This is a genomic window from Nonomuraea sp. KM88, assembly GCF_052245635.1.
Lineage (GTDB): Bacteria > Actinomycetota > Actinomycetes > Streptosporangiales > Streptosporangiaceae > Nonomuraea.
The window spans coordinates 43655-67728 of record NZ_JBQQCC010000015.1 but is presented as its reverse complement, the minus strand read 5'-3'; the positions used below and the strand labels follow the sequence as shown (position 1 = coordinate 67728).

The following is a 24074-nucleotide window of genomic DNA, read 5'->3' as shown; positions in this document are numbered from 1 at the left end:
GGGCGCATGCCGGCCCTCGTGGCGGTAAGACTTACCGCATGGGAGACACGGCATCGCCCTCAGGACGGGGCCTTCTCACGGCAGCCGCGGGCTGCGCGCTGGCCGTACCGGTGGCCGTCTGGTGGCTGGTGGGCGACCTCAGCGCGGACGTGCCACCCGGCACGGTCCTCGACCACCTGATCAGTCCACCCGGCCTGGACCCGTGGGCCGAGCGCGCCGTCGGCCTGGGAGCGCTGGTGGTGGCGGGCGGGACGGCGGCGCTGCTGGTGCGGGCGTCGCGGCGGCGCCGGTTCGACCGCCGGTGGTGGGCGGCGCTGATCCCGGTGCTGGCCGCGGGCGCCGTCGTGGGAGCCGGCTGGCGGGTCGTGACGGCGGGCACGGTCGGGGCCAACATCGGCGCCGGGCTGACCATCGTGCTGGGCGGCGCGCTCGTTGCGCTGCTCCTGCTGTGGGCCGCCGGCTGGTCGGCGCGGCTGCTGCTGTCCCGCCGCGTCACCCGCTGACTCCACAGCTGACAGAATCGCGTCGCATTGTAAAGATCAATGCTGTGCGAAGCCTGCCCGGAAGTTTGGGCAAGATCTGCTTCGGATTTTCCCGGAACCGCGCGTCATCGTAAGGACATCAGGCGAACCCTGCCATATCCCCGGGCATCTGGAGCAGGTTTTCATGATCAGACGATCAATCGCCCTCATCACCCCCGCCGTCGTCCTTCTGTTCACCTTATTCGGATTCGCGCTGCCGGCCCACGCGGTGACGCTGGAGCAGAAACTCGCCGCTCTCTCCTCGTTCAGCCAGCCCACCACCACGAGCGCCAATGCGTGGCGCAACGCGTGGGAGAACCAGTCGGCCTGGGCCGACTACGCCTTCGACTGGTCCACCGACCTCTGCTCGAGCAGCCCCGACCAGCCGCTCGGCTTCGATTTCCGCATGCCGTGCAGGCGGCACGACTTCGGTTACCGCAATTACAAGGACGTCAGCCAGTTCCCGGCCAACAAGCCCCGCATAGACGACGCTTTCTACTTCGACATGCGCCGGGTGTGCGCCGGCTATTCGGGAGTGTCGAAGTCCACCTGTGACGGGCTCGCCTGGACCTATTACCAGGCGGTCAAGGAATTCGGCAACCTGGTCGTCACCGACGAGCAGATCCAGAAGGTCAAGCGCGAGGCCGAACGCTCCGCCCAGCGGTAGCCGTCCCCAACCGACCTGGCGGGGACGCCGGCCGCGTCCCCGCCATCGGGCGTGCGCGGGCGGGGCGGCACGATCGATCCGGCGACGTCGGTAGTTCCGTGGAACTAGGCACGTCAGTGCCGCCGGGCGATGTGGCGGATGCGGGCCGGCTCCTACGCTCGACGCCGTGATCAACCGTCTGACCCCGGTTCTGCTCGCCCTTGTGGCCCTGCTCGCCTGGGCGTCCCCCGCGGCCGCGCACGGCCGGGACGCCGAGGCCGATGCGCGTTTCGCCCAGACGATCGGCGGCATGGAACTCACCGTCGTGGTGCGGGCGAGCATACGGGTACCGGCTCCGCTGCAGGTGGACGTGGTCGCGCACGACCCCGGGAAGGGCGGGCAGGTCGAGCTGGCCGTCCGGTCCGTCGAGAACGGCGGGTCGTCCACGGCCTCCGTGCGGGTCGAGGGCGGGCGGCCCGGCATGTACCCGGCCATCCTGCGCGCCCAGGACGTGGGACCGCACGAGCTGGAGGTGCGGGCGGGCGGGGAGCGGTCGGTGCTGCCGTTCAGCCTGCTGGTGCCGACCACGCCGCGGTGGGAGGTCGTCGTGTACGCGGCCTTCGCGTGCGGGGCGGTGGCGCTGCTCGGCGCACTGGCGAGTGCGGCGCTTCGGCGCAGGGGCGCGGCGGTGGGGTTCGCGGGGACGTTCGCGGTGGCGATCGTCGTGGCGTTCACCACCGGAGCGATCTCGCCCTGGTTCGCGCCGGAGGGTGCCCCGGCTCCCGAGACGCTCACCCGGCCGAACGCGCAGCCGCTGGTGGAGGTGGCGCCGGAGCGACCCGCCCTCCGGTCGGCCTACCGGCTGCGGGTGACGTTGTTCGACGGCTCTACCGGGGCCCCGGCGGACGACCTGGCCGAGCACCACGCCGCCCTGGCACACCTGGTCGTGACCAGCGACGACGGCCGCTTCTTCCGGCACGTGCACCCGATCAGGACCGCGCCGGGCGTGTACGAGGTGCGGCTGCGCGCGGAGCAGCCGGGGCGGCACCTCGTGTACGTCGAGTTCGAACGGGCCGGTGCGGGCGGCCAGCTCGTCTCGGGCACGTTCACCGTCCCCGACCCGGAGCACCGCGATCGGGGGGACAGGCCGGTGACCGCTTCCACCGGCGCGCGGCCGGTGACCGAACCCGCACATCCCGTAGCCGGACGGCCGCTCCGCCTCACGCTCGACACCGGCGCCACCGCGCTGCGGCCATGGCTCGGCATGGCCGGCCATCTGATCCTGCGCAGCCATGACGGCGGCTACCTCGGCCACGTCCATGAGGCCCGCTCCATGGCCGACGCCACCGCCGCCCGGGTGCCGGACGAGTCGGTCGCCCGCTACGGGCCCCGGCTCGAGTTCGTCTTCAGCTTTCCCCGGCCGGGCCGCTACCTGGTCTGGATCCAGTACGCCCGGGACTACCGGATCGTCACCGTGCCCCACGTCATCGAGGTCGCCGAAGAAGGGAGCGGCCGATGAGGCGCCGCCTGTACATCGTCCTGCCCGTGCTGCTGATCGCGGCCGGCATCGCCTGGATCTTCCACGGGAGTCCCGCCGCTCCCGGACCGGCCGAGCTGCGCGGCCGGGGCACCCACCACGCCGTCGTGGTGCGTCTTGAACCCCGGCTCGGCCCTCTCGACGTGCGCGTCGAGCTCCACCCGGCGTCCCCGGCGGACGTCTCGATCTCCGCGGTGATGCCGCACATGGGGCACACCACGCCGGAGCTCCAGGCCCGGTCCGACGGGCCGGGCCGCTATGTGGCCCGCGGCGAACTGTTCACCATGACCGGCCCGTGGGAGATCGGCGTCCGCGTGCACGACACCTCGGCCACCGAAGTCATCAAAGTCAACACATTGATCACAGCTTAGGAGTGACTCCCCCATGTCATCCGAACTTCCACACATACCCCGCCGGGAGGTCACCGGCGCCTGGTCCCTGCTCCTCGGCTACGCCACGTTACTGACCGGCATGGTCTGGGACGGGCAGTGGCACGGCGACGTCGGGCCCGACAACTTCTGGACCGCCCCGCACCTGCTCCTCTACGCCGGCACCGGCATCATCGGGCTCACCTGCCTGATCGTGGTGCTGCAGTCCACGTGGGCACGTGGCGCGCCCACCAGCACGCCCTCCGTGACGGTGTTGCGCACGTTCCGGGCGCCGTGGCCGTTCCTGGTGGGCGGGCTGGGCGCTTCGGGCAACCTCCTGTACGCGGGCTCCGACCTGTGGTGGCACGAGGTGTACGGCTTCGACATCGCCGCCGGGACCACCCCGTCGCATTTCGGGCTCGGGCTGTCCATCCAGGTCGAGATCTTTGCCATGATCATGGCGTTCGCCGTGCTGCGGCGTACCCGGGCCGAGCGATGGGGCCTGGCCCTGGCCGTCGGCCTGGCCACCCTCGGCTCGACGTCGGCCTTCGGCATGGTGTCGGAGATCATCTTCGAATGGCTGCCCGGCGTGGCGCCCCGCGTGCTGGGCCTGAGCGCGGCGGCGGCGCTCATCCTGAGCCTGGTCATCGGCCTCACTCGTTCCTGGCACTGGCCCGCCGCGACAGGGCTGACGTTCGTGCTCGTCCAAGGCGGGCTATCACTGTTCGCCCCGGCCGCCACCCGGTGGTACGCCGAGGCGATCGGCCAGCCGATGCGCGACTACGCCGCGAACATGCCACAGGCGCTGATCGGGTTTCCGGTCACCTATCCGCTCGTCGCGCTGCTGGCCGGCGCCATGACGGCGTGGGCGGTCCGGCGCGCGGTGCAGCCGGTGCGGATCGCGATGGCGGCCGGCGCGCTGGCCGGTACGAACACCGCGCTCTTCTACGGCGGGCTCGGGATTCTGGAGATGAACCTGCCGATCACGCTGGCCGCGGCGACCGCCCTGGGCGCGGGGGCGGGATGGCTGGGCTGGCAGTGCGCCGTCCTGCTGCGCCGTTTCAACGAGCGCGGCCTCTCCGTCCCGCAGGCGGTGACGGCATGAGGCGCGTCCTGGTGGCTCTGGCGGCCGCCCTGGCCGTGATGACCGCCGCGGGACCGGCCGCCGCCGCCCCGCTCCCCGGTGAGATCGTGCACACGGAGACCGTCACCATGAGCGACGGGGCCCCGATCACCGTAGGGTTCACGGAGTGGCCGGTCCGCGCCCTGCAGTCCCTCGACTTCACCTTCGAACCGGCGGGCGGCATCGGCGGGCGCACAGGCCTGGTCACGACCGTGTCGCCCAGCGGCGACCGCAAAGGGCTGAAGGGCATCGTCCTGCAGCGCCGCGGCGATGCCATCGTGCTGCCGCGGCATCCCCGCGCGGAGCAGGTCTGGGGGCTGGACGTCGTCTCACTGCCTGAGGAGGGCACATGGCGCTTCGAGTTCGCCGTGGAGAGAGCGGGCGCGACCTCGACGGGAGTCCTGCCGGTCCAGGCGATCGACCAGCCGGGCCCGCCGCTCGGGGTGAGCTGGACGATCGCGCTGCTGCCGTGGGCACCGGTGCTGGTGCTGGTGGCGGCCGGCTGGGCGCGTACGAGGGCGATCCGGCGCAGCGCGAAACCAGGCTGGAGTGGCTGAGCGACGGCCTGCCCGCCCTGCTGCCGCCGCTGGCCGCCTGGCTGGTCGTGCCCGGTGACGAGCCGGGCGTGCAACTGGCGCTGGCGGGCGCGCAGTCGGCGGCGCTGATGTTGTCGCGCCGCTTTCCGCTCTCCGTGCTGGGCGTGAGCGTCGTCCTCGAGCTGGCGCTGATTCTCGTCAAGATGCCCGTCCTGGTGGCGCCACTGGTCGCCGCGTCCCGTCTCGGGGCGTGGGGCCGGGGTGGCCACCGGGTCATCGGCGTCGCGGCGGTGCTGGCGCTGCTGGGCATCGGGTTGCCGGTCACGCTGGTGTCACTCGGCGACCCCCTGCGGGTGGTGGCCGTGTACGCGGTGGCGGCGGTGCTCGTCGTCGGGTTCTGGGCCATGGGGCGTGTGGACGGGCGCCGCCGTGACCGCATCCACGAGTTGCAGGCCCGCTCGCGGCGGCTGGAGGCCGAACGCGAGCTGGCCGAGCGGCGCGCGGCGGAGCGCGAGCGGACACTGCTGGCCAGGGAGCTGCACGACATCCTCAACCACTCGGTCACCACCATGGTGCTGGACGCGGAGGCCGGCGCGGACACCCGTGACGACATGGAGGAGACGCTGCGCCGGGTGGCCCGTACCGGCCGGGAGTCCCTGGCCGAGTTGCGGCGGCTGCTCGGCGTGCTCAGGCAGGCGCCGCCCGGGCACGATCCGCTCGCCCCTCCTCCGCGGCTGCACCAGCTCGACGCTCTGGTGGCGGCCATCCCGCCGGGTGGGCCACGGGCGACGCTGATCCGCTCCGGCGACGTACGGCACGTCGACACCAGCATCGAGCTGGCCGCCTACCGCGTCGTCCAGGAGGCGCTGACCAACGTCACCAAGCACGCCGGCCCTGTGGACGTACGGGTGTCGCTCGACTACAGCGCCACCCACCTGAGGGTCACGGTCGTCAACGCCGTCCCCGCCGAGGCCCCCGCCGGCGGGCCGAGCGGGGTGGGGCTGATCGGCATGCGCGAACGCGTCGGGCTCCTCGGCGGCACCGTGGAGGTGAGCTCGGGGCGGGAGATGTTCGAGCTGTGCGCGACGCTGCCGCTGCGGGCGGTGTCGTGACCGCCATCCGCGTCCTGGTCTGCGACGACGAGCAGTTGCTTCGCGAGGCGCTGGTCCGGCTGGTCGGGGCGGCGGACGACCTGACCGTGGTGGCCGCCGTGGGTGACGGTGCCGCCGCCGTGGCCGCCGTCGCGGAGCACCGTCCTGACGTGGTGCTCATGGACATCCGGTTGCCCGGCATGGACGGCATCGAAGCCACCCGCCGCATCGCCGGCGGGCACAGCCGGGTGCTCATTCTCACGACGTACGACCTGGACAGCTACGTCTATGCCGGCTTGCAGGCCGGAGCCAGCGGATTCCTGCTCAAGGACGCGCCGGGCGAGCGCATCCGCGACGGCATCAGGATCGTCGCCGCCGGCCAGTCGGTGCTGGCTCCGGAGGCGACGACCCGGATGATCGAGGCGTTGCAGCCCACGCTGCCCACCGACGCCGACAGGGCGCTGCTGGCGGCGGCCGACCGGCTCACCGACCGCGAGCGGCAGGTGTGTGAGCTGATCGCCGAGGGCCTGTCCAACGACGAGATCGCCCGCCGGCTCGTCATCAGCCGATACACCGTGAAGGTGCACGTGTCGAGCATCCTGACCAAGCTGGACCTGCCGGACCGGGTGCACGTGCTGCTGTCGTGGACGCGGCTGCGCGGCCTGCGCCTGCCGTAGACGGCCAGGTCGCCAGGGGACGGTCCTGGGCGGTGGCCGGTCAGTCGTGTGTGCTGACGCCTTGGAGCCTGGCGAAGCACTCGTCGACCAGTGCGGGCAGCCGTTCGGGGTCATCGGCGACCCGCATCGCCGTGTAGAGGCATGCCAGGGAGAACTGGGTGGCCAGCGTCGCCGCGGTGATCGTGGCGCCGTTCTCGGTCAGCGCGTCGACGATCATGGTGGCCTCCTGCTGTTGCTTCAGCAGCAGGCGCGCCATCAGGTCTGGATGTTCGCGCAGCAGCCTGGCGTGCACCGCCGCATGCTCGGGCGCGCTCGTCCATCCGGTCAGACCCTCCTGGGTGGCCTGCCTGATCACCTCGATCGCGGCGGTGAGTGAGTCGCCCATCGGGCGGCGGGCGGCTGCCTCCCGCCGGATCGTGCCGATCAAGGTGGCGATGGTGCGCTCGTCGTCGGCGAACACGACCTCCTGCTTGTCTCCGAAATAACGGAAGAACGTCGTACGACCGACCTCGGCGCGCTCGGCGATTTCCGTCACGGTGACGTCGTCGAATCCACGCTCGCCGAACAGCTCGTATGCGGCTGTGATGATCGCGCTTCGCGCCCGCCGCCGCTTGCGTTCCTGGAGTGACTCGGCTGACATGTGCCCAGTCTACCCGCCTGGAACTCAGTATGTTACGGTACTCAGTACCATATGGAATCAAGTACGGGAAGCGCGTGCCGAGGGCGGGACCACAGCCCGGAGGCAGAGCACAGGGAGGCTGACGGTGGAAGATCAGGCAAGGGACGACGGGGTGTCGCGCCGCGGCTTCCTGCTGACGTCGGGAACCGCGGCTCTGGCAGCGAGCGTGGCAGGGCCACGCCCGGCCGTGGCCGCCACCGGAACGGGCACCGTGGGCGCGGCGACCACGCTGACGGTGACGATGAAGGTGAACGGCAAGGCGCGCACGCTCGACGTCGACTCGCGCGTCACGCTGTTGGACGCACTGCGCGAGCGGCTGGAACTCACCGGCACCAAGAAAGGATGCGACCGCGGTCAGTGCGGCGCGTGTACCGTGCACGTCGACGGGCGACGGGTGCTGTCGTGTCTCACCCTCGCGGCCGGGGCCGACGGCACGGCCGTGACCACCGTGGAAGGGCTCGCCGACGGTGCCCGGCTGCACCCGGTCCAGCGAGCGTTCGCCGAGTGTGACGGGCTCCAGTGCGGGTTCTGCACCCCGGGGCAGGTGATGTCCGCCGTGGCGCTGATCGAGGAGGGACACACGGGCTCGGAGGCCGAGGTCCGCGAGTACATGTCCGGAAATCTCTGCCGTTGCGGTGCATATCAGCAGATCGTGGCGGCGGTCCTCCAGGCGAAGGAGGGATCGTGATGCGGCCCTTCACCTATTCCACCGCGCGCACCGTCGAGGAAGCCCTGGAGCGGGCAGGGAACGGGGCAACCTACCTTGCCGGGGGGACGACATTGGTGGACCTGATGAAGCTCGAGGTGATCGAGCCCGCGCACGTGGTGGACATCACCGCTGTGCCGCTGCGCGGCATCCGCGCCGACGCCGGCGGGTTATTCATCGGCGCCATGGAGCGCATGGCGGACGTGGCCGAGCACGCCCAGGTGGCCGAACCGTACCCGATGCTGGCCGAGTCACTGCGGCAGAGCGCGTCCCCGCAGATCAGGAACATGGCAACGATCGGCGGAAACCTGCTCCAGCGCACCCGATGCGGCTACTTCCGCGATCCGGCCACTCCCTGCAACAAGCGCTCGCCGGGAACCGGCTGCCCGGCTGTCAACGGGCACAACCGCGCGCACGCCGTCCTGGGCACCAGCGATGCCTGCGTGGCCGCCCATCCCAGCGACCTGGCCGTCGCGCTCGTCGCGCTCGACGCCGAGGTGGAGCTGCGCGGGAAGCAGGGCAGGCGCCGGGTTCGGCTGGCCGACTTCTACCGCCTGCCCGGTAGCACCCCGCACCTGGAGAACGAGCTACGGGCGGGCGAGTTGATCACAGGCGTGACCGTGCCCGCCCTCCCGTGGGCGCGCACCTCCACCTATGTGAAGGTCCGCGACCGGCAATCGTATGAGTTCGCGCTCACCTCCGCCGCCGTGGCCGTGAACGTCGTGGGCGGTGTGATCCGCGCCGCCCGGGCCGCGGCGGGCGGCGTCGGCACGAGGCCGTGGCGGCTGCAGGCGGTCGAGCAGGCACTGGTGGGCCGGCCGATGCGGCAGGAGACGTTCGAGGCCGCGGTCGCGCACGCCGCCGACGGCGCCAGGTCGCTGTCCCGCAACGCCTTCAAACCGGCGCTGCTACGCCGTACCCTCCTCCGCGCGCTCAACCACCTGGCAGGCTGACATGACACCACCCACCCGTGACCGGATCGACGCCCGCGCCAAGGTAACCGGCGCGGCGACCTACTCCGCCGATCGCCACCTGCCCGGTATGGTCTACGGACATCTGGTGACCAGCACCATCGGCAACGGCCGGATCGTCGCCATTGACGTGGACCGGGCCCGTGCCGCCGGAGGCGTGCTCGACATCTTCACGCCCGATCATCCGCTGACATTCGCGAGCGGGTTGAAAGGGCTCGCGGCCGTTTTCGCCGAGACCCGCCTCCCACTCGCCGACCGGGAGATCCACTACCACGGTCAGATTGTCGCGCTGGTCGTGGCCGAGACGATCGAACAGGCCCGCGACGCGGCAGCGCTGATCAAAGTGACCTACGAGGCGCGGCCCCCGAAGTCCTCCTTCGAGGAGGCCAAGCGTGATCCCGCGCCACCGCCCGTCACCGACCTCCCACTCGGGCGGCCGATCAGGAAACCCGACGACGTCGACATCGAGGCCGCGCTGCGCGCCAGCGCGGTCAGGATCGAAAGAACCTACGAGGTTCCGCCGAGACACCACAACATGATGGAGCCGCACGCGGCCGTGGCCGTCTGGGAGAAGGACCGGCTGACGATCTACAGCGGCACCCAGGGGCCCGTGGCGCACGCGACCGAGCTGGCCACCGTGCTGGGCGTCCAGCCCTCCGCGGTGCACGTGATCAGCCCGTACGTGGGCGGCGCGTTCGGCGGGAAGGCCTTCACCTGGGCTCCCTCCATGCTGGCCGCGGCAGCCGCCCGCGCGCTCCGGCGCCCGGTCAAGGTGGTGGCCGGGCGTGAGCAGCTCTTCACCGTCACCGGGCACCGGGGGGCGTCCTCGCAGACGTTGGGCCTCGGCGCGGCCAGGGACGGTCGGCTGAATGCGATCAAGCATCACACGATCAGTCAGAGCTTCGTGGAGGACCCCGGCTACCGGACCACGGCGAAGTATTACGCGACCCCGAACCTCGACATCAGATTGCTGATCACACCGGACATGAATTTGCCCACCGCCACGATCATGCGCGCGCCCGGTGACGAGGCGGGTTCCTTCGCTCTGGAAAGCGCGATGGACGAGCTGGCCGTGGCGCTCGGCATGGACCCCATCGAACTACGCGTGCGCAACCATCTGGAGACCAATCTGGAGGGCCTGCCGTACTCCAGCAAGCACCTTGAGGAGTGCTACCGGGTGGGGGCCAGGCGGTTCGGCTGGTCACGGCGGCGCCCCCGGCCCCGAGCGGTGACAGAAGGGGACTGGCTGGTCGGCATGGGCATGGCGACCGCCATCCTGGATGCGGGGCGGGCGCCGACGACGGTGACGGTGACCTTCCGCCCGAACGGCATCGCCACCGTCGCCAACGCGACCTCTGACGCGGGAACAGGGATGCTGACCGTGATGGCCATGATCGGGGCAAGCGCCCTGGGGTTGCCCGTGGAACGGATCAAGCCCGCGCTCGGCGACTCACGGCTGCCCGTCAAGGGAATCAACGACTCGTACGGTGCGGTCGGCTCGGCGGCCACGGCGACCGTGACGCCCGCGATCCTGGCCTCAGCGGAGACGGCGATCGCCAAGCTGGTGGAGCACGCCGTCACCGCCGATGGCTCGCCGTTGCGCGGGGCGGACGGCGTGCGCTACGAGAACGGCCGGCTGATCGCTGCCGGGAAGTCGATCCCGTTCGGCGAGCTGCTCATCCTGACCAGGACCGCCGAGGTCGAGGCCCAAGCGAGCAGCGCGGACCTGGACCAGAGCCACGCCTACGCCTCCTACGCCGCGCACTTCTGCGAGGTCAGGGTCAACCGGTGGACCGGGGAGGCGCGCTTGTCCCGCTTCACCACCGTGGTGGACGCGGGCGCCATCCTCAACACCGCGACCGCGCGCAACCAGATCACCGGCGGTGTGTTGTTCGGGCTGGCGGCCGCGATGTGCGAGGAGGGCAGGGTCGAGGGCGACACCGGCCGGATCTCCAACGCCAACCTCGCCGACTATCTCCTCCCGGTCAACGCCGACACGGTGCCGATCGACGTGCACTTCCTGGACTACCCCGACACCAGGCTCAGCCCGACGGGAGCCCGGGGCATCGGCGAACTCGGTACGGTCGGGGCCGCCGCGGCCTTCGCCAACGCCGTCTACAACGCCACCGGCGAACGCGTGCGAAGACTTCCCGTCACTCCCGACAAACTCCTCGCCCAAGAGGCCCACGGCCCCGCGGACGCTCAGTCCGCCCGCCGCGGGCCGAAGTAACGCAAGGTGCACGACGACCAAGGACCATGGCGACTTCGGCGACGGCCCGCAGACCCACTCATTCGCATCGCCATCGGGACGGCGTTCCGGCGGAGTGGGCCCCGCCTCGCGTCCTGTGGACGCGGGGTCAAGGGCGGGCGACTTCCCGGCATGGACGCCGCCGCGCCCGGCCAACATCCTGGCAGTCGACCTCACCGTCCGAAGTCTGATCTAACCAGTTTCAAGGAGAGTGCTGTGACGCAGACGATTCTGCTCAGCTTCCTGGTCGGCGTCCTGGCCGCCAACGCCACACCCCATTTCGTCAAGGGCATCACCAAGGAACCATTTCCGACCCTTTTCGGCACCAGCCCGCTGGTGAATCTCGTGGCGGGCTGGGCCATGTACGTGATGGCCATCACCCTGGTGATCGCGGCCCAGCTCGACAGACACCCGATCCCCGCGCTCGCCGCCGGCGCGGCAGGCGTGCTGGCCATGGGTGTCTTCCACGCCCAGGGCGGCGCCTTCGTCCTGGGCAGGCGTCCCGCCCGTGCCGCGTCCGGATCGTTCTCCGAGTGACGGGATCCGATGGCCCGGCTCTACTCCGTGCCTCACGCTGTGCGCGGAGGCCACCTCCCTGGTTCGCGGCCGTCCGAACTGGCCCGCGACCGGGAGGTGGGTGGCGCTCTCCGGTGAGACAGCGCCACTCTGCTCGGCCTCCCCGTCACCTGACGGATCGGGCGATCAGTGATGGGGCCGCGGATCGGGTTCGGCCGTCCCCTGGGTGATGGCGTGTACGGCAGGCCGCAGCACGCTGACGATCTCCGCCGCTCCGGCGTCCCTCACCCCTTCCAACTGGAGGAGGTGGCGGCTCAGCAGGACCCCGATAGTGAGGGCGCCGATGAGCCCGGCGCGAAGAACCGCGTCGTCGGCGGAGAGTGCGGCGGCCACCTGCCGCTGCTGCTCTGCGATCGCGGCGCGCACCTCGTTGCTGGCGTCCGGGTGCGTGAGCATGGAACGCAACATCGCCAGGGCGCCCGGGGCATCGGACTCCAGTTTGCCCGCCACGGCGGCCAGCAGGAGTTCGGCGACCTCTTCCGGCGTCCCGGCCACCGGCTGGTCGGGCGCGACCTCGGCGACCCGGGCGAACAGCGCGTCCTTCGAGCCGAAGTAGCGCATCACCAGCCCGGGGTCGGCCTCCGCGGCGGCGGCGATTCCCCTGATCGTGGTGCGGTCATATCCGAGGGTGGCGAAGAGTTGGCGAGCGGCGGCCAGAATCCGGTTCTCGGTCTGTCTGCGCTGCTCGGCCCGGGACAGGTGAGGAGGGTTGTCGGACATGAAGCTTGAGTCTACAGTCGTTGACCCAATACGCCGGCTCGCGCTACCATCAATTCAGTCAACGACCGTAGACTCAACGACGGGACCCACCATGCCAACGCCCGACACCCTCCCCAAGGCGATCCTCGAACGCGCGCAGCGACTCTTCCTCGCCAAGGACCTGAACGGCTTCGCCGACATGTTCGCGGCCGACGGGACACACGAACTGCCCTTCGCGCCACCCGGGGTGCCCAAGTTCCTGCGGGGCCGGGAGGAGATCCGGCGCTACCTCACCTCGATCACCTCCACTCCGCTGGAACTGACCGGCTTTCACGGGCTCGACGTCTATGAGACCGGCGATCCGGAGGTCGTCGTCGCCGAATACGAAGGGCATGGGCGGGTGGTGAGCTCCGGCAAGCCGTACCGGATGCCCTACATTCAGGTGCTGCGCGCGCGGGACGGCGAGATCGTCACCTGGCGTGACTACTGGAGTCCCCTTTCCGGGATTCAGGCGCTCGGCGTGCGCGGGCTGGTGCCCACGATCGTCAGGACCGCCGCGACCCGCTGGCGAAGGGGCCCGGCGGCCGTCTGACGATCGGCTCAGGCGCCGCCGTTCAGCGCCTGAGCCCGGAAGTCCTTGGCGGGCATGCCGTACGCCGCGCGAAACGAACGGCTGAAACCGGCCGCGTCCGGAAATCCCCACCGGGCGGCGATTCCGTGAATGGGAACATCGGCCAGCGACGGATCAGCCAGATCACGGCGCACTCGCTCCAGCCGGCGCGTCTTTATCCATGCGGCGACCGAGGTTTCCTGCTCCTGGAAAAGTCTGTGCAGATGACTGACCGAGATGTGATTCGCGGCGGCGACCGACCTCGGCGAAAGTTCGGCGTCGGCGAGATTGACCTGAATGAACCGCTGAATCTGCAGGGTCAGGGAATATCTGTCCCGAGCCCGTGGGTCGATCATCTCCTCGCCGCCCGGGCAGGAGAGAAGGACCGTGGCCAGGTCGATGAGAACCATACCCAGCCTGACTCTCTCCGACGTGCTGAATTTGCTCTTTCCGTTGGCGAGTTCGGCGACGAAGCCTTTCAGCAGCGCGCCCGTTCCCTCCGTGCCTGACATTCGCTGCCCGAGCATCTGCTCGTGCCGCGCGTGGCGAGGCAGGAGAATTTTCGGGAACGCGATCACCGCCATCTCGAACAGCCCGTGCTCGTGGGGTGCGCTGAACTGGTATCGATCGGCCCGCGCCATGTCGTGCACGTAGAGGTCTCCGGCGCCGACCTCGGTTTCTCCCTCGTCCCCGCTGGCACGCAGGCTCCCGCGCAAGGGCAGGACGATCTGATACGTGCGATCGTCGATCGTGACGCCCCGCACTCGCCGTGCCGCTGCCGACCGGAACGACTTCACCTGGAGGTCGACAGGACCGAGGGGCGTTTCCTGCCCGCTGACGTGGAAGTCGTCGGCGAATTCGCTGGCCACCTCCAATCCAGCACCCTTGCTCATTTGCTCGTGCCACACCTCGAACCAGTCCGCAGGATGCGACCGCACCTGCTCCGCTTCCCCGCTCATCATCTCGCCTTTCCTCTGGACGCATCGCCAAAAAGCGTGGACTCCACGACATCGTTTCGCGTGCCCAGGTCCAATAGCCTAGCCAAAGACCGAGCATTGAAGCGGAAAAGATGGAGGTGATTCACGTGACGGCACGTCGAAAGAACACCTGGTACTGATCCGATCGTGTGCGCCAATTAAAGGGTAACGGGTGGGCCCGCGCGCCGGGTGCGCGGGCCCACCTCGGCAGCATGTACTCCGGGGAAGAGAATGCCGACAGACACAACGGCCGCCACCTATCGAGAGATCTTCCGGCTCCGGGAGTTCCGGGCTCTGTTCGCCGCCCACTTGTTTTCGCTGATCGGCGACCAGCTCACGAAGGTCGCGGTCGCGGCTCTCGTGTTCACCGGCACCGGCTCCGCGTTCCTGGCGGCGGTCGCCTTCGGCATCGGCTATCTGCCGTGGGTGCTCCTCGGACCCCTGCTGTCGGCTCTGGCCGACCGCTTTCCCCGGCGTACCGTGATGATCGTCAGCGATGCGGCCCGCATGTGCCTGATCACGTTGCTGGTGATCCCAGGCCTCCCGGTCGCCGTGTTGATCACCGTGTTGTTCGTGTCCGCGCTGTTCGCCCCGCCCGCCCAGGCCGCTCGCTCGGCGACCATGCCAGAAGTGCTCGAGGGCGACAAGTACGTCGTCGCCGCCGGCATCAGCAACCTGACCGGCCAGATCGCTCAGGTGCTCGGCTTCGCCGGCGGCGGGCTGCTGCTGACGGTCTTCTCCGCGCGCGAGGTGCTGCTCATCGACGCCGCCACCTTCGCCATCTCGGCGCTTCTCCTCGCCCGTCATCTCATCCGCCGCCCGGCTCCGGCACGGGTGGGGCCGTCCACCATACTCCGGTCGACGGCCGACGGCTTCCGCCTCGTCACCCGCGACCCCCAGTTGCGGGCGTATCTTCTGCTCGGGTGGACGGGCGCGGCCTTCGCCACGGCGCCGGAAGGGTTGATGACCGCCTACGCCCAGTGGGTCGACGGCGGTGACGCGACCGTCGGGCTGCTGCTGTCGGCCATGCCGTTCGGCTGCATGATCGGAGCGATCATCTACGGCCGCTTAACCCCACCGGCCGCGCGCTGGCGACAGGTCCGCCCGATGGCCCTGCTGTCGTGCCTCGCCCTCGTACCGATCGCCGCCGGCCCGCCCCTGCCGGTGGTGCTCGGGTCGCTGGCCCTGTGCGGGTACGGCACGGCGTATCAGATCGCGCTCAACGCCCGCTTCGTACGCGAGGTGCCCGACTCCCACCGCGCCCGGGCCTTCGGCGTCGCCGCCGCCGGGATGATGGCCGGCATCGGGCTGGCCACCAGCCTGGCGGGCGCGCTCACCGACCTCTCCGGCAACCCCGCCCTGATCGTAGGCGGGTGCGGCCTCGCCGGCTGCCTGGCCATGCTGCCTGTGGCACGGCGCTTGCCGGCGGACCTCCCGGCACCCGCCGACACCCTGGTGAGAGCGCGAAGCGGCCGGGACGCATGAGGGCGCCAGGCGGTCGGGACTCTCGCTGTCGCCGCGATGACCGGTCGTTCGAGGACTCACCGCATGACGATCCGTTGTCCGAGGTCTTCGGCGTGGTCGGACCGGCGGTCAGAACGTCCTCGAGCAGCGCGGGTCCTTACCCTTGCGGTCGAAGATGAACTCCACACGGACCTTGCCGACGCGGCGCTGGTAACTCCGGATGAGCAGGGGTTTCCAGTCGGATCCGTAGCTGTCCACCGTCCCGTCATCGATCACTGGCCCGGTGTTCCCCCGCTTGCCGAAGTCCACGACCTTGATGTTGTTGCGGTAGCGCTTGGTTGGGGGCAACCAGTACTGCATGCGGGTCACTGTGGAATTGCTCCAGGTCGACCCCTTGTAGAAGATCTTGACGCGGCCGGTGTACGTGGCGAACCCGTACCGCACGCTACAGCCCACGGTGACCGTCTTGGTGGGTGCCGCGGCCTGGGCGGGGACACCCACGAAGCCGGTCACGGCGAGCGCGGTGATCGCCGTGGCGGTGAAACGGCGGAGGAGGATGGGCATGGAATCCCTACTTTGGTCGAAACGGCTAAATCTGGGGGAAAGCCTCACCCATCGCCGCTCCGTGGGCCATGTCGGAGCCTCCACGTTCCCTTGCCGTAGCGTCCACGATCCACTCGCGCAACGCATCGCGGACCCCTGCGCGATGGCGACGACGGTCTTGGCGAGGCCCAACGCCCAGCGGTAACAACCCAGCAGCGGTGGGGACCCCAGGTCACGGGCGTGATCCGGAGTCCCCGCCGGGTACGCGGCTGACGGCAGGCAGCCGTTCGCAGGAGGTGATCCTCTATTTGCGGGACGCGGCCCTGCACGCCGAACTCCAACGACGCGTGCGCGCGGCGGGGATGGCGCGCGGGGTGAACGGGAGCCCGGTCATTCCTGCTCGGCGAGCCCCGCCAGCCCGTCGAGATAGCGCATGAGCGAATGCTCGAACACGACCTCCAGGTCTTCGGCGAGCACGGTCTGCTCCACGGCCGCGAGATGGGGAAAGCTCCCCGACCGGAACGTCATCCTGGCCTCGCTCTCCATGGCCGCCCACCAGTCGGTCGTGCGCATGCGCGTCTCGCGCTCCGCGCGTACCTCATCCGCCGCCGTCAAGGCGAGCCCGCGCACCAGCGCGGGGAGCGCGAGGGCCGCGCGCTTGCGCTCGTCCGGCGACAGGCCGAGCTGGGCGAGCGCCGCGAAGGTCCGCTCGCTGTGCATCATGGCCTCGGGGACGAACGGCGGCCGCGTCAGCGACAGCAGCCCGGCCAGCCACGGGTGACGGCGGTAGAGCCGCCACTGCAGCCGGTAGATCTCCTCCAGCTGCGCGCGCCACCCCTCGGGAAGGACGGCGGCCAGCGGCTGCGCCCGGAACACTGCGTTGATCATCAGGAGCTCGAGCTCGTCACGGCCGGCGACATGGTGATAGAGGGACATGGCCGCCACACCCAGCCTGCCCGCGAGGCCACGCATGGAGACCGCTTCGATCCCCTCGCGGTCGGCGACCGCGATGGCCACCGCGATGATCTTCGCTCTGGTCAGGTCGCGGGGCGACAACCGTGGCGCGGCGGGCGCGCGGGTCTCGGGGACCCTGACCACACTGCCCGAGCCGGGCCGCGTGACGATCAGGCCCTCCTCCCTCAGCAGGGTCAGCGCGCGGCTCGCGGTCGCCATGGCGACGCCGAAATCGCGCACGATCTGCCGGGTGGAGGGCACCCGATCACCGGGCCGCAGGACGCCGTCGGCGATCCTGCGACGCAGCTCGAGAACGACGCGCTGCGCCGGTCGTTGATCATCCCGCACCGCTGCCACGGCCCAACTGTACTAGTTCGGAAGCGAACGCGGGCAACCCGGCGAGCCGCCGTTCAGCGCCCAGCCAGCAGTACGGTTGAAGAAGTGCATCAGGTGATCGAGCCTGCGAGCGTGCCGATCCATACGGTGTACACATGACATTCGCCGACGTACCCATGGCACTCACCCATGTCACCGTGATCGACGTCACCGGCGGGCCGTCCCTGCCGGACCAGACCGTCCTGCTGGCCGGTGGCACCATCGTGGCGGTGGGGCCCGCATCCCAGGTCGTGATCCCGCCGGGGACCGAAATCCATGATCTTACCGGGCGTTATGTGCTGCCGGGGCTGACCGACATGCACGTGCACAGCGAGGGCGGCGACGACGAACGGCAGTTTCCCGCCCTCTACATCGCCAACGGCGTGACCACGGTACGCGAGATGTGGGGTCAGCCGCACCTGCACGAATGGCGGCGGCGGACGGAGGCGGGCAAGATGCTCGGACCTCGTTCGATCATCGCCAGCCCGATCGTGGACGGCTCCCCCGCCCTGTGGGAAGAGCTGTTCGAAGACGCGCCGATCATCTCGGTCACCACCGAGCAGGAGGCCCGGCGCGCCGTCGGCGAGGCCAAGGACGGTGGAGCGGACTTCGTCAAGGCGTACTCCCGGCTGGGCAGGGAGCCCTACTTCGCGCTGCTGGACGAGGCGGCCAAACAGGACATCCCAGTGGTCGGCCACCGGTCCGACCTGATCCCGCTCGTCGAGCAGGTCGGCGCGGGCCAGCGGTCCTTCGAGCACGTCCACGGCCTGTGGCCCGCCACCGCCGACGACGTGGAGCGGATGGAGGCCGCGATGGCCCGGATCTCCCCGGAACCCGGTTTCCACTACGCGAACTGGTTCAAGCAGGTCAACGAGGTGGAATGGGAGTCGGTCAACCGCTACAGCCGGGCATCCGCCACGGCGCTGTTCGAGCGGTTCGTCGCCGAGGACGTCGCCTACTGCCCGACGCTCATCATGCACGCCGCGGTCGACCTGGCCGAGGGAATCCGGCTGGACGACCAGCGGCTCGCTTACATGGCCCCCGGCACCTCCGACATGTGGGCGTTCGTCCGGGACCAGATCTTCCACGGCGGCGGGCGTAGTTCGGACGAGGTGACCAAGCGGCGCAGGCTGTTCGACCACCGGCGGGCGGCGGTCGCCGCCATGGACGAGGCGGGCGTGCGCGTGCTGGCCGGCACGGACGCGGTGACCCCGGGTCTGTTCCCGGGCTTCGCCCTGCACGACGAGCTCGAACTGCTGGTCGGCTCCGGGCTGAGCACGATGCGCGCCCTGCGGGCCGCGACGCTCGAACCCGCCAGGTTCCTCGGGCGCGAGCGAATCTCGGGGACGGTCGAGCCGGGCAGGCTGGCCGACCTGCTGGTCCTGGACGCCGATCCGCTGGCCGACATCACCAACACCCGGAGGATCCACGCGGTCGTGGCCGCCGGACGGTACATCGGGCCGGACGAGCGCTGCCGTCTTCTCGAGACCGCGGCCGCCGCCGCGGCGGCGACACCGATGGAGGGCGCGTGACGAGCCGCGGCCAGGGGAGCGGCCTTCGTCGTGACCGGACACCGGAAGGGGACGCGGGCGCGGCCGTTCGCGTGCTCACCGCCGCTTTCGCCGCCGACGCCGTCATCCGCTGGCTCACCCCGGAGGTCTCCGCCCGGATGTTCGCCTTCGTGGTTGCCGAGTCCGCCGCGGCCGGAGGCCTGGAGGTCCAGGACGAGGTGGCCGTCGCCGTCTGGCTGCCCTGGTCCGCCGACGACTCCACGCCCGGCTCCGCGACCGACGGGCTGCCACCGGAACTGCCCGTCCGCCTGAGGCAGTATGTGGAGCTCACGACCGCTCGGCACCCGAGCGACCGCGACCACCTCCACCTCCAGTTCCTCGGCGTTCACCCCGCCTGCCAGGGGCAGGGCACCGGTTCCGCGCTGCTCGCCCGCGGTCTGGCACGCGCCGACGCGGCTGGTCTGCCCGCCTACCTGGAGGCGAGCGGGCAGGCGAACCTGCGGCTGTACGAACGCCACGGGTTCGTGCGGTGCGGAGAACCGATCCTTCTGCCCGACGGCCCAGCCGTCTGGCCGATGTGGCGCGTACCGAAGATCGCCTGATCAGCCGGAGTCGGGCCGGACGCTACGGGTCCGAACCGAGAAACTTTAGCTCGGCACATCGAGCTGGGGTTTCTGTGCGGTGCGCCGCCAGGGACTCGAACCCCGGACCCGCTGACAGGGCCGTGATCGAACGGGCGCTCACGGCCGGCGTGCCGTACGGCTGGGTGACCGCCGATGAGGCCTACGACGTCAACGGCCCGCCACTATCTGGAAGATCGCCGCCTCGGCTACGTGCGCGCAGTCTCCCGCTTTCCCGGGAGACTGGACGCAACTGGGTCACCGAGGAGAGGTGCCACCGGTCGGGCGATACCGAGCAGGCTCGAGACGCTGCGGAGCGGGCGCGAGTACGCGAGATGGAACGCCGCATCACCGAACTCGAGCAAGAGAACGCCTTCTTGGAAAGATGCGCAGCCCGGCGAGTGTGGCCATCCCGACGCCAACCTGGCGTCCGCGGGACTCAAGCACCAAGGGGAGCCCGGTCTCTGATCAGCCCCGCCAGTAGGCCATGTGCCACAGGCCCCCTTGCTTGATGTTGGCCTTGATCAGGGCGTTGCCGTTGTCGTAATCCCTCACAGGACCGGCGTACTTCTGAAATTTCCCGGCGTCGGCGGCGTCCCAGCCGCGGTTCCAGTCTGTCTGGCTGGGCCGCGGACTGCCCGCTGTGATCTTGTCCTTGGACTGCTTGCGGCCGTCGCCCAAGTAGATGGACATCCACTGGTTGCGGCGGCCATTGCTCTCAACCATTCCGCACAACTTGCGGCCGCTCCGATAGACGTGCAGAGTGCCGGCGCTCCCATTAGCTGCCGCCGCATACTTAACGGGTACTGAGGCGACCCGCTTCCCGGAACAACCGGCCGTCGCTGTAGCCGGGGGCTGCATCATGACGACGCCCGTAATGGACAAGATCGCAACGGCCAGAGCAGCCGTGTTCTTCCGCAGTCGCATCTGGAATCTCCCTAATCTTGCGAAGCAAGTGGGTCAGTGCAGCGGTGCTCTTCTTTGATCCGCTACAGCCTGCCCACTCACTCACCGATTTTCGGATTAGCGGGCGAGTGCCCAGGCGCCCAGGCGCCGTCCTTCTCCGCTCTTCATCTTCCTGCCAGCATGATCTGCGAGACCTTGACGCCGAATGTGCGCGGCACGATGAAGGCGGAGTGCTGAACAGCCATAAATTCTGGCCTACCGGCTCATGCCTCACCACTGAGTAAAAGGCCTAAAACCTCACGCTTTCGGCCAGGTGGTTCCACGGGCAGCGGCCCGGCCAGGCGCCCGGGCAAGCCATGATCGACTACGAGAGTCGTTCCCACCACGGCTGGTACCGGCACATCACCCTGGCCCAGTCACCCGCCGCGTTCCTCGCCGTCCGGCCGCACCCGAAGATCCGCGGTCCGTTCACACCACGCATCCAGCAAGGCCTGGGTACGCTCCACCGTGATGTCGTCCGGAACACTCCGCCACCACCGCTACGCGGCAGCGATCCCACCAGCAGCGACGCGTCCTTGCGCGACCGCCCCCTCCCTTGGGCACATCGGGCAGGCTGACCCAGCCCCACTGCGTTTCCTCGCCCGGCTCATGTCCCAAGCCCGCTCACCTCCTCGAACAACGTCGTGCGCCAGGTGCGGATCCGCCGCAGCCGGATCCGGCAATACTCCTCCACCACTGCGAAAGGGCCGGCCCAGCCGCCCGTCGCTTGCCCGGCGTCGATCCGCGCTGTCGGCAACGATGTGGATGCTAAGCATCGAGGTGGCGTACTCGGCCTCAACCTTGGATCCGTCGTCATGTAGACCGCACACGGTGATGTGCTCACGATCAGCCGAGACACGAACGCTTCCAGCCGTTGGCTGAGTTCTCCAGCCGGACAGAGGTGACATCACCGACGCCGAGGGCGAGCAGCACCAGGACAGCGCCTACGACAGAGTCAAGGCCAGCGATCATGCGCAGATCCATTCCGCAGAGAAGATCAGAACGGCAGCCACTGTGAAGCGGCTCCATCTCGGCCGAACGCGGCATTGCGAGCCTCTGGACGAGTCCGCGATCAAGCCGGGCGCGGCCCACCCGCCGCCCTTTCCGGCTGGCCTTCCCTTGAGCTCCCAGCGAGCTTGACGTGACCGGCCACGACCGCATGCACAAACCGGTGCATATCTCCCTCGTCACCCACGCGCAGAAGTGCCATACCGTGCCGAAGAGCATGAACGCGTCCGACTCCGCCCCCCACAAGACGCGTCGCCGGCAACTGGCCGAAAATCGAAAAGCCCCATGACAAACACGTGACCTGGGGCTTCCACCGGGTGCGCCGCCAGGGACTCGAACCCCGGACCCGCTGATTAAGAGTCACTAGCTTTTGTGTCAGGCCATACCACAGCGTGCTTCCTTGTAACGCTACGTTCCTTTTCGTCGTTCGCGAAATGCCCCAAAATGCCACCGCGTGTTCACGGGTGCCGATGGCCGAAGAGCAACCACCGAGCAACCGGCCCGGCAATCGCACGGCCTTGACCATTCGGTTCGCCCACGAAAGCCCTGTGCTTGAAGGGAGCTTGGACGGCTTGGAGGTTCCGGGCGGCAGGTCGCCGACCAGGGCCCTGCTCAAGATCCGTGCCGATTGCGCTCAATGACGGCCCCACGAGCGGGTCATCATGCTCTTGAGCCACCTTGCCTGTGGTGCAAGCGCGCCTGGATCAGTGCGGAGGCTCAGGCGTTACTGTACGTGCAGATTTAGTATCACCGAAGGCTTCTAGACTTCAGGATGCTGGCGAGCATGTGACTCGGCGGTTGCCTTGGAAGAGGCCGACTGGCTGCCCATGATGCCATCGCGGAGGATATCGCCTCATCATGGCGGAGCTGCGCTGGCTGGGTTACGATACACCCTTCAAACTTTCGTTTGGCACTAATGCGACATATTGATGTCCTAAATGGTTCCTCTACGAGCTCGGCGATGCGGACCCAGCTTGCCCGTGGTAAGTCTTGGTGAATCCAAACCACTTAGATTAGTTAAGCTAGCTGCAGGTGAAGACGTGGTCTTGCGTCGGCATGGTGGGAGAGCAGTGGACGGCCGATGGCGGAAGCCTCCGTGGCTCGTGGGGGATGTGGACCTGTTGCGCGTCGGGCCGGGCACGGGGGGCGATGAGGAGCATTCCTGTCCTTCGCACGGTGCCGCGAAGGCACGCCCAGCGTTGCGTGCTGCGGTGCGTTCGCGCTTGCCTGCCTCTCGCATCGAGACCTTTACGCTCGGGCCCGTGATGGAGATCTTGGACCGAATCGAATTCAACAGCGTCTCGCTTGAATCGGTGCTTGAGGATCTGCGGGGCCGCTCTCCTGTCATCCATGACGGCCACCTTCGCTACGCGGAGCATGCCGTTCGTATGTACAGGGAGCGCTTCGCTGGAGAGGAACTGATGCCGGTCCGTCCCTACTGGGTCGTGCAGCACGAGGAGGACAAGCTCTGGGAGCTGTATGCATGGTGGCGGCGATATGAGTCGGACGACGGAAGCGTTCGCGAGTACCGAAGGCTGCGTCATGGGAAAATCAAGGGATCGTCGCCAGGTGAGTTAGGGATTGCGGCATACGTTGCCGTACATGGTCGTCCGGCTGCCTGGCCGGATCCGTGGAGTGATCGCTTCCCGATGCTCCGTTCGGCTCAGCAACGGGTTAGACATGTCCGGATCGTGGAAATCGGCCTGGCCGATGGACGGGTCAGCATCGAGTTCGACGGGAGTCTTGAGGACGCCGAGAACTACTATCGCCAACACGGGCATCCGTATGTCGCCAAGGTTGTGTCGGCGGGTGGCCTCTCCACGGGCGCTTCGTGCTTCGAATGCAAGCAGATGACTGGATGTCCAGCGCTGCCACGCGTTCCTGGGATCCTCGGACTGCCATCACGGCCCGCCCCGCTTCGGAAGGTTTCCGTTAGTGACCTGCGGTACTACAAGGACTGCCCGGCACAAGCGCACCTGCGCGCATTGCATCTCCCCAAGGAAAGCGAGTACAGCGATTCGGCCAAACTCGGACAAGCCGTTCATCAGTGGATCGAATCACTCCACCGACGCAAGGGGCATCCACCCTGCATAGCAGGCGATATGCCGTCATCTGAACAGAATTGGACGGAAGGACGCTGGCACGTTCCAGACGAACTAGCAGAAATCGGTCTGCGGATGCTTCACCATCACGTGGATGCCTGTCCCTTTCTGGCAGAAAGCCTCGTCGAATACGTTGATACAGAGGCAAGACGCGCCTTTCACGACACAGCGGCCCAGGTAGTCGTCGTTGCCAAACCCGACCTGCTCTACCTTGACGACGGGTCCTGGGTGTGGAGGGAGCTCAAGACAACGCAAAAAGAAGGCTGGTTCCACGACGATCTGCTAGAGGAATTCCCGCAGCTTGCCCTCGGGGTTGTGGCGCTGGCGCGTGGCGCGCTCGGCGGTGACCCGAGCGGTTCGCGAGTCGAGGTGGAGGTTCTTCGGCCGGAGGGGTCCGACCTGCACACTATCGACCCCTTCGAGCCGGATCGTCTGGAGAAGGCGCTGACGGTGCTTCGACACTACGCCGCGCCGTGGCGCGAAGATGAAACGTTCGAGGCGCGGCCAAGCCGAAAGTGTCAGTGGTGCCCTGTATCAAAGTGGTGTGCCAGCTACGCACCCCAAGATTCCTAACTTCCCAGGGGCGG

General features: G+C 68.9%; 25 protein-coding genes. 17 read left to right on the top strand and 8 right to left on the bottom strand.

What is annotated here, in order from left to right; genetic code table 11:
• Positions 1-38 precede the first annotated feature (38 nt).
• The 8 genes from ACTWPV_RS35655 (at position 39) to ACTWPV_RS35620 (ending at position 6499) form a co-directional block, all read left to right on the top strand.
• Positions 39-503, top strand: a complete 465-nt coding sequence (locus ACTWPV_RS35655; protein ID WP_443155149.1) for a hypothetical protein — start codon at positions 39-41, stop codon at positions 501-503.
• A 163-nt stretch (positions 504-666) separates the two neighbouring features.
• Positions 667-1188 (top strand): phospholipase, encoded by a 522-nt coding sequence (locus ACTWPV_RS35650; RefSeq protein ID WP_443155148.1) that lies wholly within the window; start codon positions 667-669, stop codon positions 1186-1188.
• A 166-nt stretch (positions 1189-1354) separates the two neighbouring features.
• Positions 1355-2686, top strand: coding sequence for a hypothetical protein (locus ACTWPV_RS35645; protein ID WP_443155147.1), 1332 nt, complete (start codon positions 1355-1357; stop codon positions 2684-2686).
• Positions 2683-3075 (top strand): FixH family protein, encoded by a 393-nt coding sequence (locus tag ACTWPV_RS35640; protein WP_443155146.1) that lies wholly within the window; start codon positions 2683-2685, stop codon positions 3073-3075. The genes ACTWPV_RS35645 and ACTWPV_RS35640 overlap by 4 nt, the downstream gene beginning before the upstream one ends.
• 13 nt (positions 3076-3088) lie before the next feature.
• Complete coding sequence (locus tag ACTWPV_RS35635; RefSeq protein WP_443155145.1) at positions 3089-4177, top strand: hypothetical protein; 1089 nt, start codon at positions 3089-3091, stop codon at positions 4175-4177.
• Positions 4174-4752, top strand: a complete 579-nt coding sequence (locus ACTWPV_RS35630) for a hypothetical protein (RefSeq protein ID WP_347647103.1) — start codon at positions 4174-4176, stop codon at positions 4750-4752. The genes ACTWPV_RS35635 and ACTWPV_RS35630 overlap by 4 nt, the downstream gene beginning before the upstream one ends.
• Positions 4665-5843, top strand: a complete 1179-nt coding sequence (locus ACTWPV_RS35625) for a sensor histidine kinase (protein ID WP_443155144.1) — start codon at positions 4665-4667, stop codon at positions 5841-5843. Before ACTWPV_RS35630 ends, ACTWPV_RS35625 begins: the two co-directional genes overlap by 88 nt.
• Positions 5810-6499 carry a response regulator transcription factor gene (locus ACTWPV_RS35620; protein WP_347647101.1) on the top strand — a complete coding sequence of 230 codons (690 nt, stop codon included), beginning with the start codon at positions 5810-5812 and terminating at the stop codon, positions 6497-6499. Before ACTWPV_RS35625 ends, ACTWPV_RS35620 begins: the two co-directional genes overlap by 34 nt.
• Before the next feature lie 40 nt (positions 6500-6539).
• On the opposite strand, the gene ACTWPV_RS35615 is transcribed toward ACTWPV_RS35620, so the two are convergent.
• Positions 6540-7139 carry a TetR/AcrR family transcriptional regulator gene (locus tag ACTWPV_RS35615; protein WP_443155143.1) on the bottom strand — a complete coding sequence of 200 codons (600 nt, stop codon included), beginning with the start codon at positions 7137-7139 and terminating at the stop codon, positions 6540-6542.
• A 280-nt stretch (positions 7140-7419) separates the two neighbouring features.
• Between ACTWPV_RS35615 and ACTWPV_RS35610 the strand changes: the two genes are divergently transcribed.
• From ACTWPV_RS35610 to ACTWPV_RS35595, 4 genes are all read left to right on the top strand, one after another.
• Positions 7420-7866 carry a (2Fe-2S)-binding protein gene (locus ACTWPV_RS35610; protein ID WP_443155301.1) on the top strand — a complete coding sequence of 149 codons (447 nt, stop codon included), beginning with the start codon at positions 7420-7422 and terminating at the stop codon, positions 7864-7866.
• On the top strand, positions 7866-8837 hold the full coding sequence (locus ACTWPV_RS35605; protein WP_443155300.1) for an FAD binding domain-containing protein: 972 nt from the start codon (positions 7866-7868) through the stop codon (positions 8835-8837). Before ACTWPV_RS35610 ends, ACTWPV_RS35605 begins: the two co-directional genes overlap by 1 nt.
• Position 8838: 1 nt before the next feature.
• Positions 8839-11085, top strand: coding sequence for a xanthine dehydrogenase family protein molybdopterin-binding subunit (locus ACTWPV_RS35600; RefSeq protein WP_443155142.1), 2247 nt, complete (start codon positions 8839-8841; stop codon positions 11083-11085).
• Positions 11086-11319: 234 nt separating this feature from the next.
• Entirely contained in the window at positions 11320-11640 is a 321-nt protein-coding gene (locus ACTWPV_RS35595) for a hypothetical protein (RefSeq protein WP_443155141.1), read from the top strand.
• A gap of 165 nt (positions 11641-11805) precedes the next feature.
• Here the strand turns inward: ACTWPV_RS35595 and ACTWPV_RS35590 are convergent, their stop codons facing one another.
• Complete coding sequence (locus ACTWPV_RS35590) at positions 11806-12399, bottom strand: TetR/AcrR family transcriptional regulator (protein ID WP_443155140.1); 594 nt, start codon at positions 12397-12399, stop codon at positions 11806-11808.
• Between the two features lie 91 nt (positions 12400-12490).
• Here ACTWPV_RS35590 and ACTWPV_RS35585 point away from each other — a divergent pair, with 91 nt between their 5' ends.
• Positions 12491-12970 carry a nuclear transport factor 2 family protein gene (locus tag ACTWPV_RS35585; protein ID WP_443155139.1) on the top strand — a complete coding sequence of 160 codons (480 nt, stop codon included), beginning with the start codon at positions 12491-12493 and terminating at the stop codon, positions 12968-12970.
• Positions 12971-12978: 8 nt separating this feature from the next.
• On the opposite strand, the gene ACTWPV_RS35580 is transcribed toward ACTWPV_RS35585, so the two are convergent.
• Positions 12979-13950, bottom strand: a complete 972-nt coding sequence (locus ACTWPV_RS35580; protein ID WP_443155138.1) for a helix-turn-helix domain-containing protein — start codon at positions 13948-13950, stop codon at positions 12979-12981.
• 246 nt (positions 13951-14196) lie between these two features.
• Between ACTWPV_RS35580 and ACTWPV_RS35575 the strand changes: the two genes are divergently transcribed.
• The gene (locus ACTWPV_RS35575) at positions 14197-15450 is read left to right on the top strand and encodes an MFS transporter (protein WP_443155137.1); all 1254 of its coding nucleotides are present in this window, start codon (positions 14197-14199) and stop codon (positions 15448-15450) included.
• A 108-nt stretch (positions 15451-15558) separates the two neighbouring features.
• On the opposite strand, the gene ACTWPV_RS35570 is transcribed toward ACTWPV_RS35575, so the two are convergent.
• Positions 15559-15993 carry a hypothetical protein gene (locus tag ACTWPV_RS35570; RefSeq protein ID WP_347618683.1) on the bottom strand — a complete coding sequence of 145 codons (435 nt, stop codon included), beginning with the start codon at positions 15991-15993 and terminating at the stop codon, positions 15559-15561.
• A gap of 369 nt (positions 15994-16362) precedes the next feature.
• The gene (locus ACTWPV_RS35565; RefSeq protein ID WP_443155136.1) at positions 16363-17283 is read right to left on the bottom strand and encodes a TetR/AcrR family transcriptional regulator C-terminal domain-containing protein; all 921 of its coding nucleotides are present in this window, start codon (positions 17281-17283) and stop codon (positions 16363-16365) included.
• Between the two features lie 134 nt (positions 17284-17417).
• Here ACTWPV_RS35565 and ACTWPV_RS35560 point away from each other — a divergent pair, with 134 nt between their 5' ends.
• Positions 17418-18833 (top strand): amidohydrolase family protein, encoded by a 1416-nt coding sequence (locus ACTWPV_RS35560; RefSeq protein ID WP_443155135.1) that lies wholly within the window; start codon positions 17418-17420, stop codon positions 18831-18833.
• Positions 18830-19414, top strand: coding sequence for a GNAT family N-acetyltransferase (locus ACTWPV_RS35555; RefSeq protein ID WP_443155134.1), 585 nt, complete (start codon positions 18830-18832; stop codon positions 19412-19414). Before ACTWPV_RS35560 ends, ACTWPV_RS35555 begins: the two co-directional genes overlap by 4 nt.
• Before the next feature lie 486 nt (positions 19415-19900).
• Here ACTWPV_RS35555 and ACTWPV_RS35550 read toward each other — a convergent pair whose 3' ends face one another.
• The 3 genes from ACTWPV_RS35550 to ACTWPV_RS35540 all read right to left on the bottom strand — a co-directional run bounded on the left by ACTWPV_RS35550 (position 19901) and on the right by ACTWPV_RS35540 (position 21361).
• Positions 19901-20158, bottom strand: coding sequence for a hypothetical protein (locus ACTWPV_RS35550; RefSeq protein ID WP_443155133.1), 258 nt, complete (start codon positions 20156-20158; stop codon positions 19901-19903).
• Positions 20159-20984: 826 nt separating this feature from the next.
• Complete coding sequence (locus ACTWPV_RS35545) at positions 20985-21134, bottom strand: hypothetical protein (RefSeq protein ID WP_443155132.1); 150 nt, start codon at positions 21132-21134, stop codon at positions 20985-20987.
• A gap of 89 nt (positions 21135-21223) precedes the next feature.
• Entirely contained in the window at positions 21224-21361 is a 138-nt protein-coding gene (locus ACTWPV_RS35540; protein ID WP_443155131.1) for a hypothetical protein, read from the bottom strand.
• A gap of 1289 nt (positions 21362-22650) precedes the next feature.
• Here ACTWPV_RS35540 and ACTWPV_RS35535 point away from each other — a divergent pair.
• Complete coding sequence (locus tag ACTWPV_RS35535) at positions 22651-24060, top strand: PD-(D/E)XK nuclease family protein (protein ID WP_443155299.1); 1410 nt, start codon at positions 22651-22653, stop codon at positions 24058-24060.
• Positions 24061-24074: the final 14 nt, after the last annotated feature.

Excerpts from the sequence above, each read along its gene's own strand:
- ACTWPV_RS35535 (WP_443155299.1), top strand. The coding sequence starts at position 22,651 with ATGGAGATCTTGGACCGAATCGAATTCAACAGCGTCTCGCTTGAATCG.
- ACTWPV_RS35630 (WP_347647103.1), top strand. The coding sequence starts at position 4,174 with ATGAGGCGCGTCCTGGTGGCTCTGGCGGCCGCCCTGGCCGTGATGACC.
- ACTWPV_RS35635 (WP_443155145.1), top strand. The coding sequence starts at position 3,089 with ATGTCATCCGAACTTCCACACATACCCCGCCGGGAGGTCACCGGCGCC.
- ACTWPV_RS35570 (WP_347618683.1), bottom strand. The coding sequence starts at position 15,993 with ATGCCCATCCTCCTCCGCCGTTTCACCGCCACGGCGATCACCGCGCTC.
- ACTWPV_RS35580 (WP_443155138.1), bottom strand. The coding sequence starts at position 13,950 with ATGATGAGCGGGGAAGCGGAGCAGGTGCGGTCGCATCCTGCGGACTGG.
- ACTWPV_RS35590 (WP_443155140.1), bottom strand. The coding sequence starts at position 12,399 with ATGTCCGACAACCCTCCTCACCTGTCCCGGGCCGAGCAGCGCAGACAG.
- ACTWPV_RS35650 (WP_443155148.1), top strand. The coding sequence starts at position 667 with ATGATCAGACGATCAATCGCCCTCATCACCCCCGCCGTCGTCCTTCTG.
- ACTWPV_RS35605 (WP_443155300.1), top strand. The coding sequence starts at position 7,866 with ATGCGGCCCTTCACCTATTCCACCGCGCGCACCGTCGAGGAAGCCCTG.
- ACTWPV_RS35600 (WP_443155142.1), top strand. The coding sequence starts at position 8,839 with ATGACACCACCCACCCGTGACCGGATCGACGCCCGCGCCAAGGTAACC.
- ACTWPV_RS35550 (WP_443155133.1), bottom strand. The coding sequence starts at position 20,158 with ATGGTTGAGAGCAATGGCCGCCGCAACCAGTGGATGTCCATCTACTTG.
- ACTWPV_RS35655 (WP_443155149.1), top strand. The coding sequence starts at position 39 with ATGGGAGACACGGCATCGCCCTCAGGACGGGGCCTTCTCACGGCAGCC.
- ACTWPV_RS35610 (WP_443155301.1), top strand. The coding sequence starts at position 7,420 with ATGAAGGTGAACGGCAAGGCGCGCACGCTCGACGTCGACTCGCGCGTC.
- ACTWPV_RS35575 (WP_443155137.1), top strand. The coding sequence starts at position 14,197 with ATGCCGACAGACACAACGGCCGCCACCTATCGAGAGATCTTCCGGCTC.
- ACTWPV_RS35640 (WP_443155146.1), top strand. The coding sequence starts at position 2,683 with ATGAGGCGCCGCCTGTACATCGTCCTGCCCGTGCTGCTGATCGCGGCC.
- ACTWPV_RS35585 (WP_443155139.1), top strand. The coding sequence starts at position 12,491 with ATGCCAACGCCCGACACCCTCCCCAAGGCGATCCTCGAACGCGCGCAG.
- ACTWPV_RS35560 (WP_443155135.1), top strand. The coding sequence starts at position 17,418 with ATGACATTCGCCGACGTACCCATGGCACTCACCCATGTCACCGTGATC.
- ACTWPV_RS35615 (WP_443155143.1), bottom strand. The coding sequence starts at position 7,139 with ATGTCAGCCGAGTCACTCCAGGAACGCAAGCGGCGGCGGGCGCGAAGC.
- ACTWPV_RS35540 (WP_443155131.1), bottom strand. The coding sequence starts at position 21,361 with ATGGATCTGCGCATGATCGCTGGCCTTGACTCTGTCGTAGGCGCTGTC.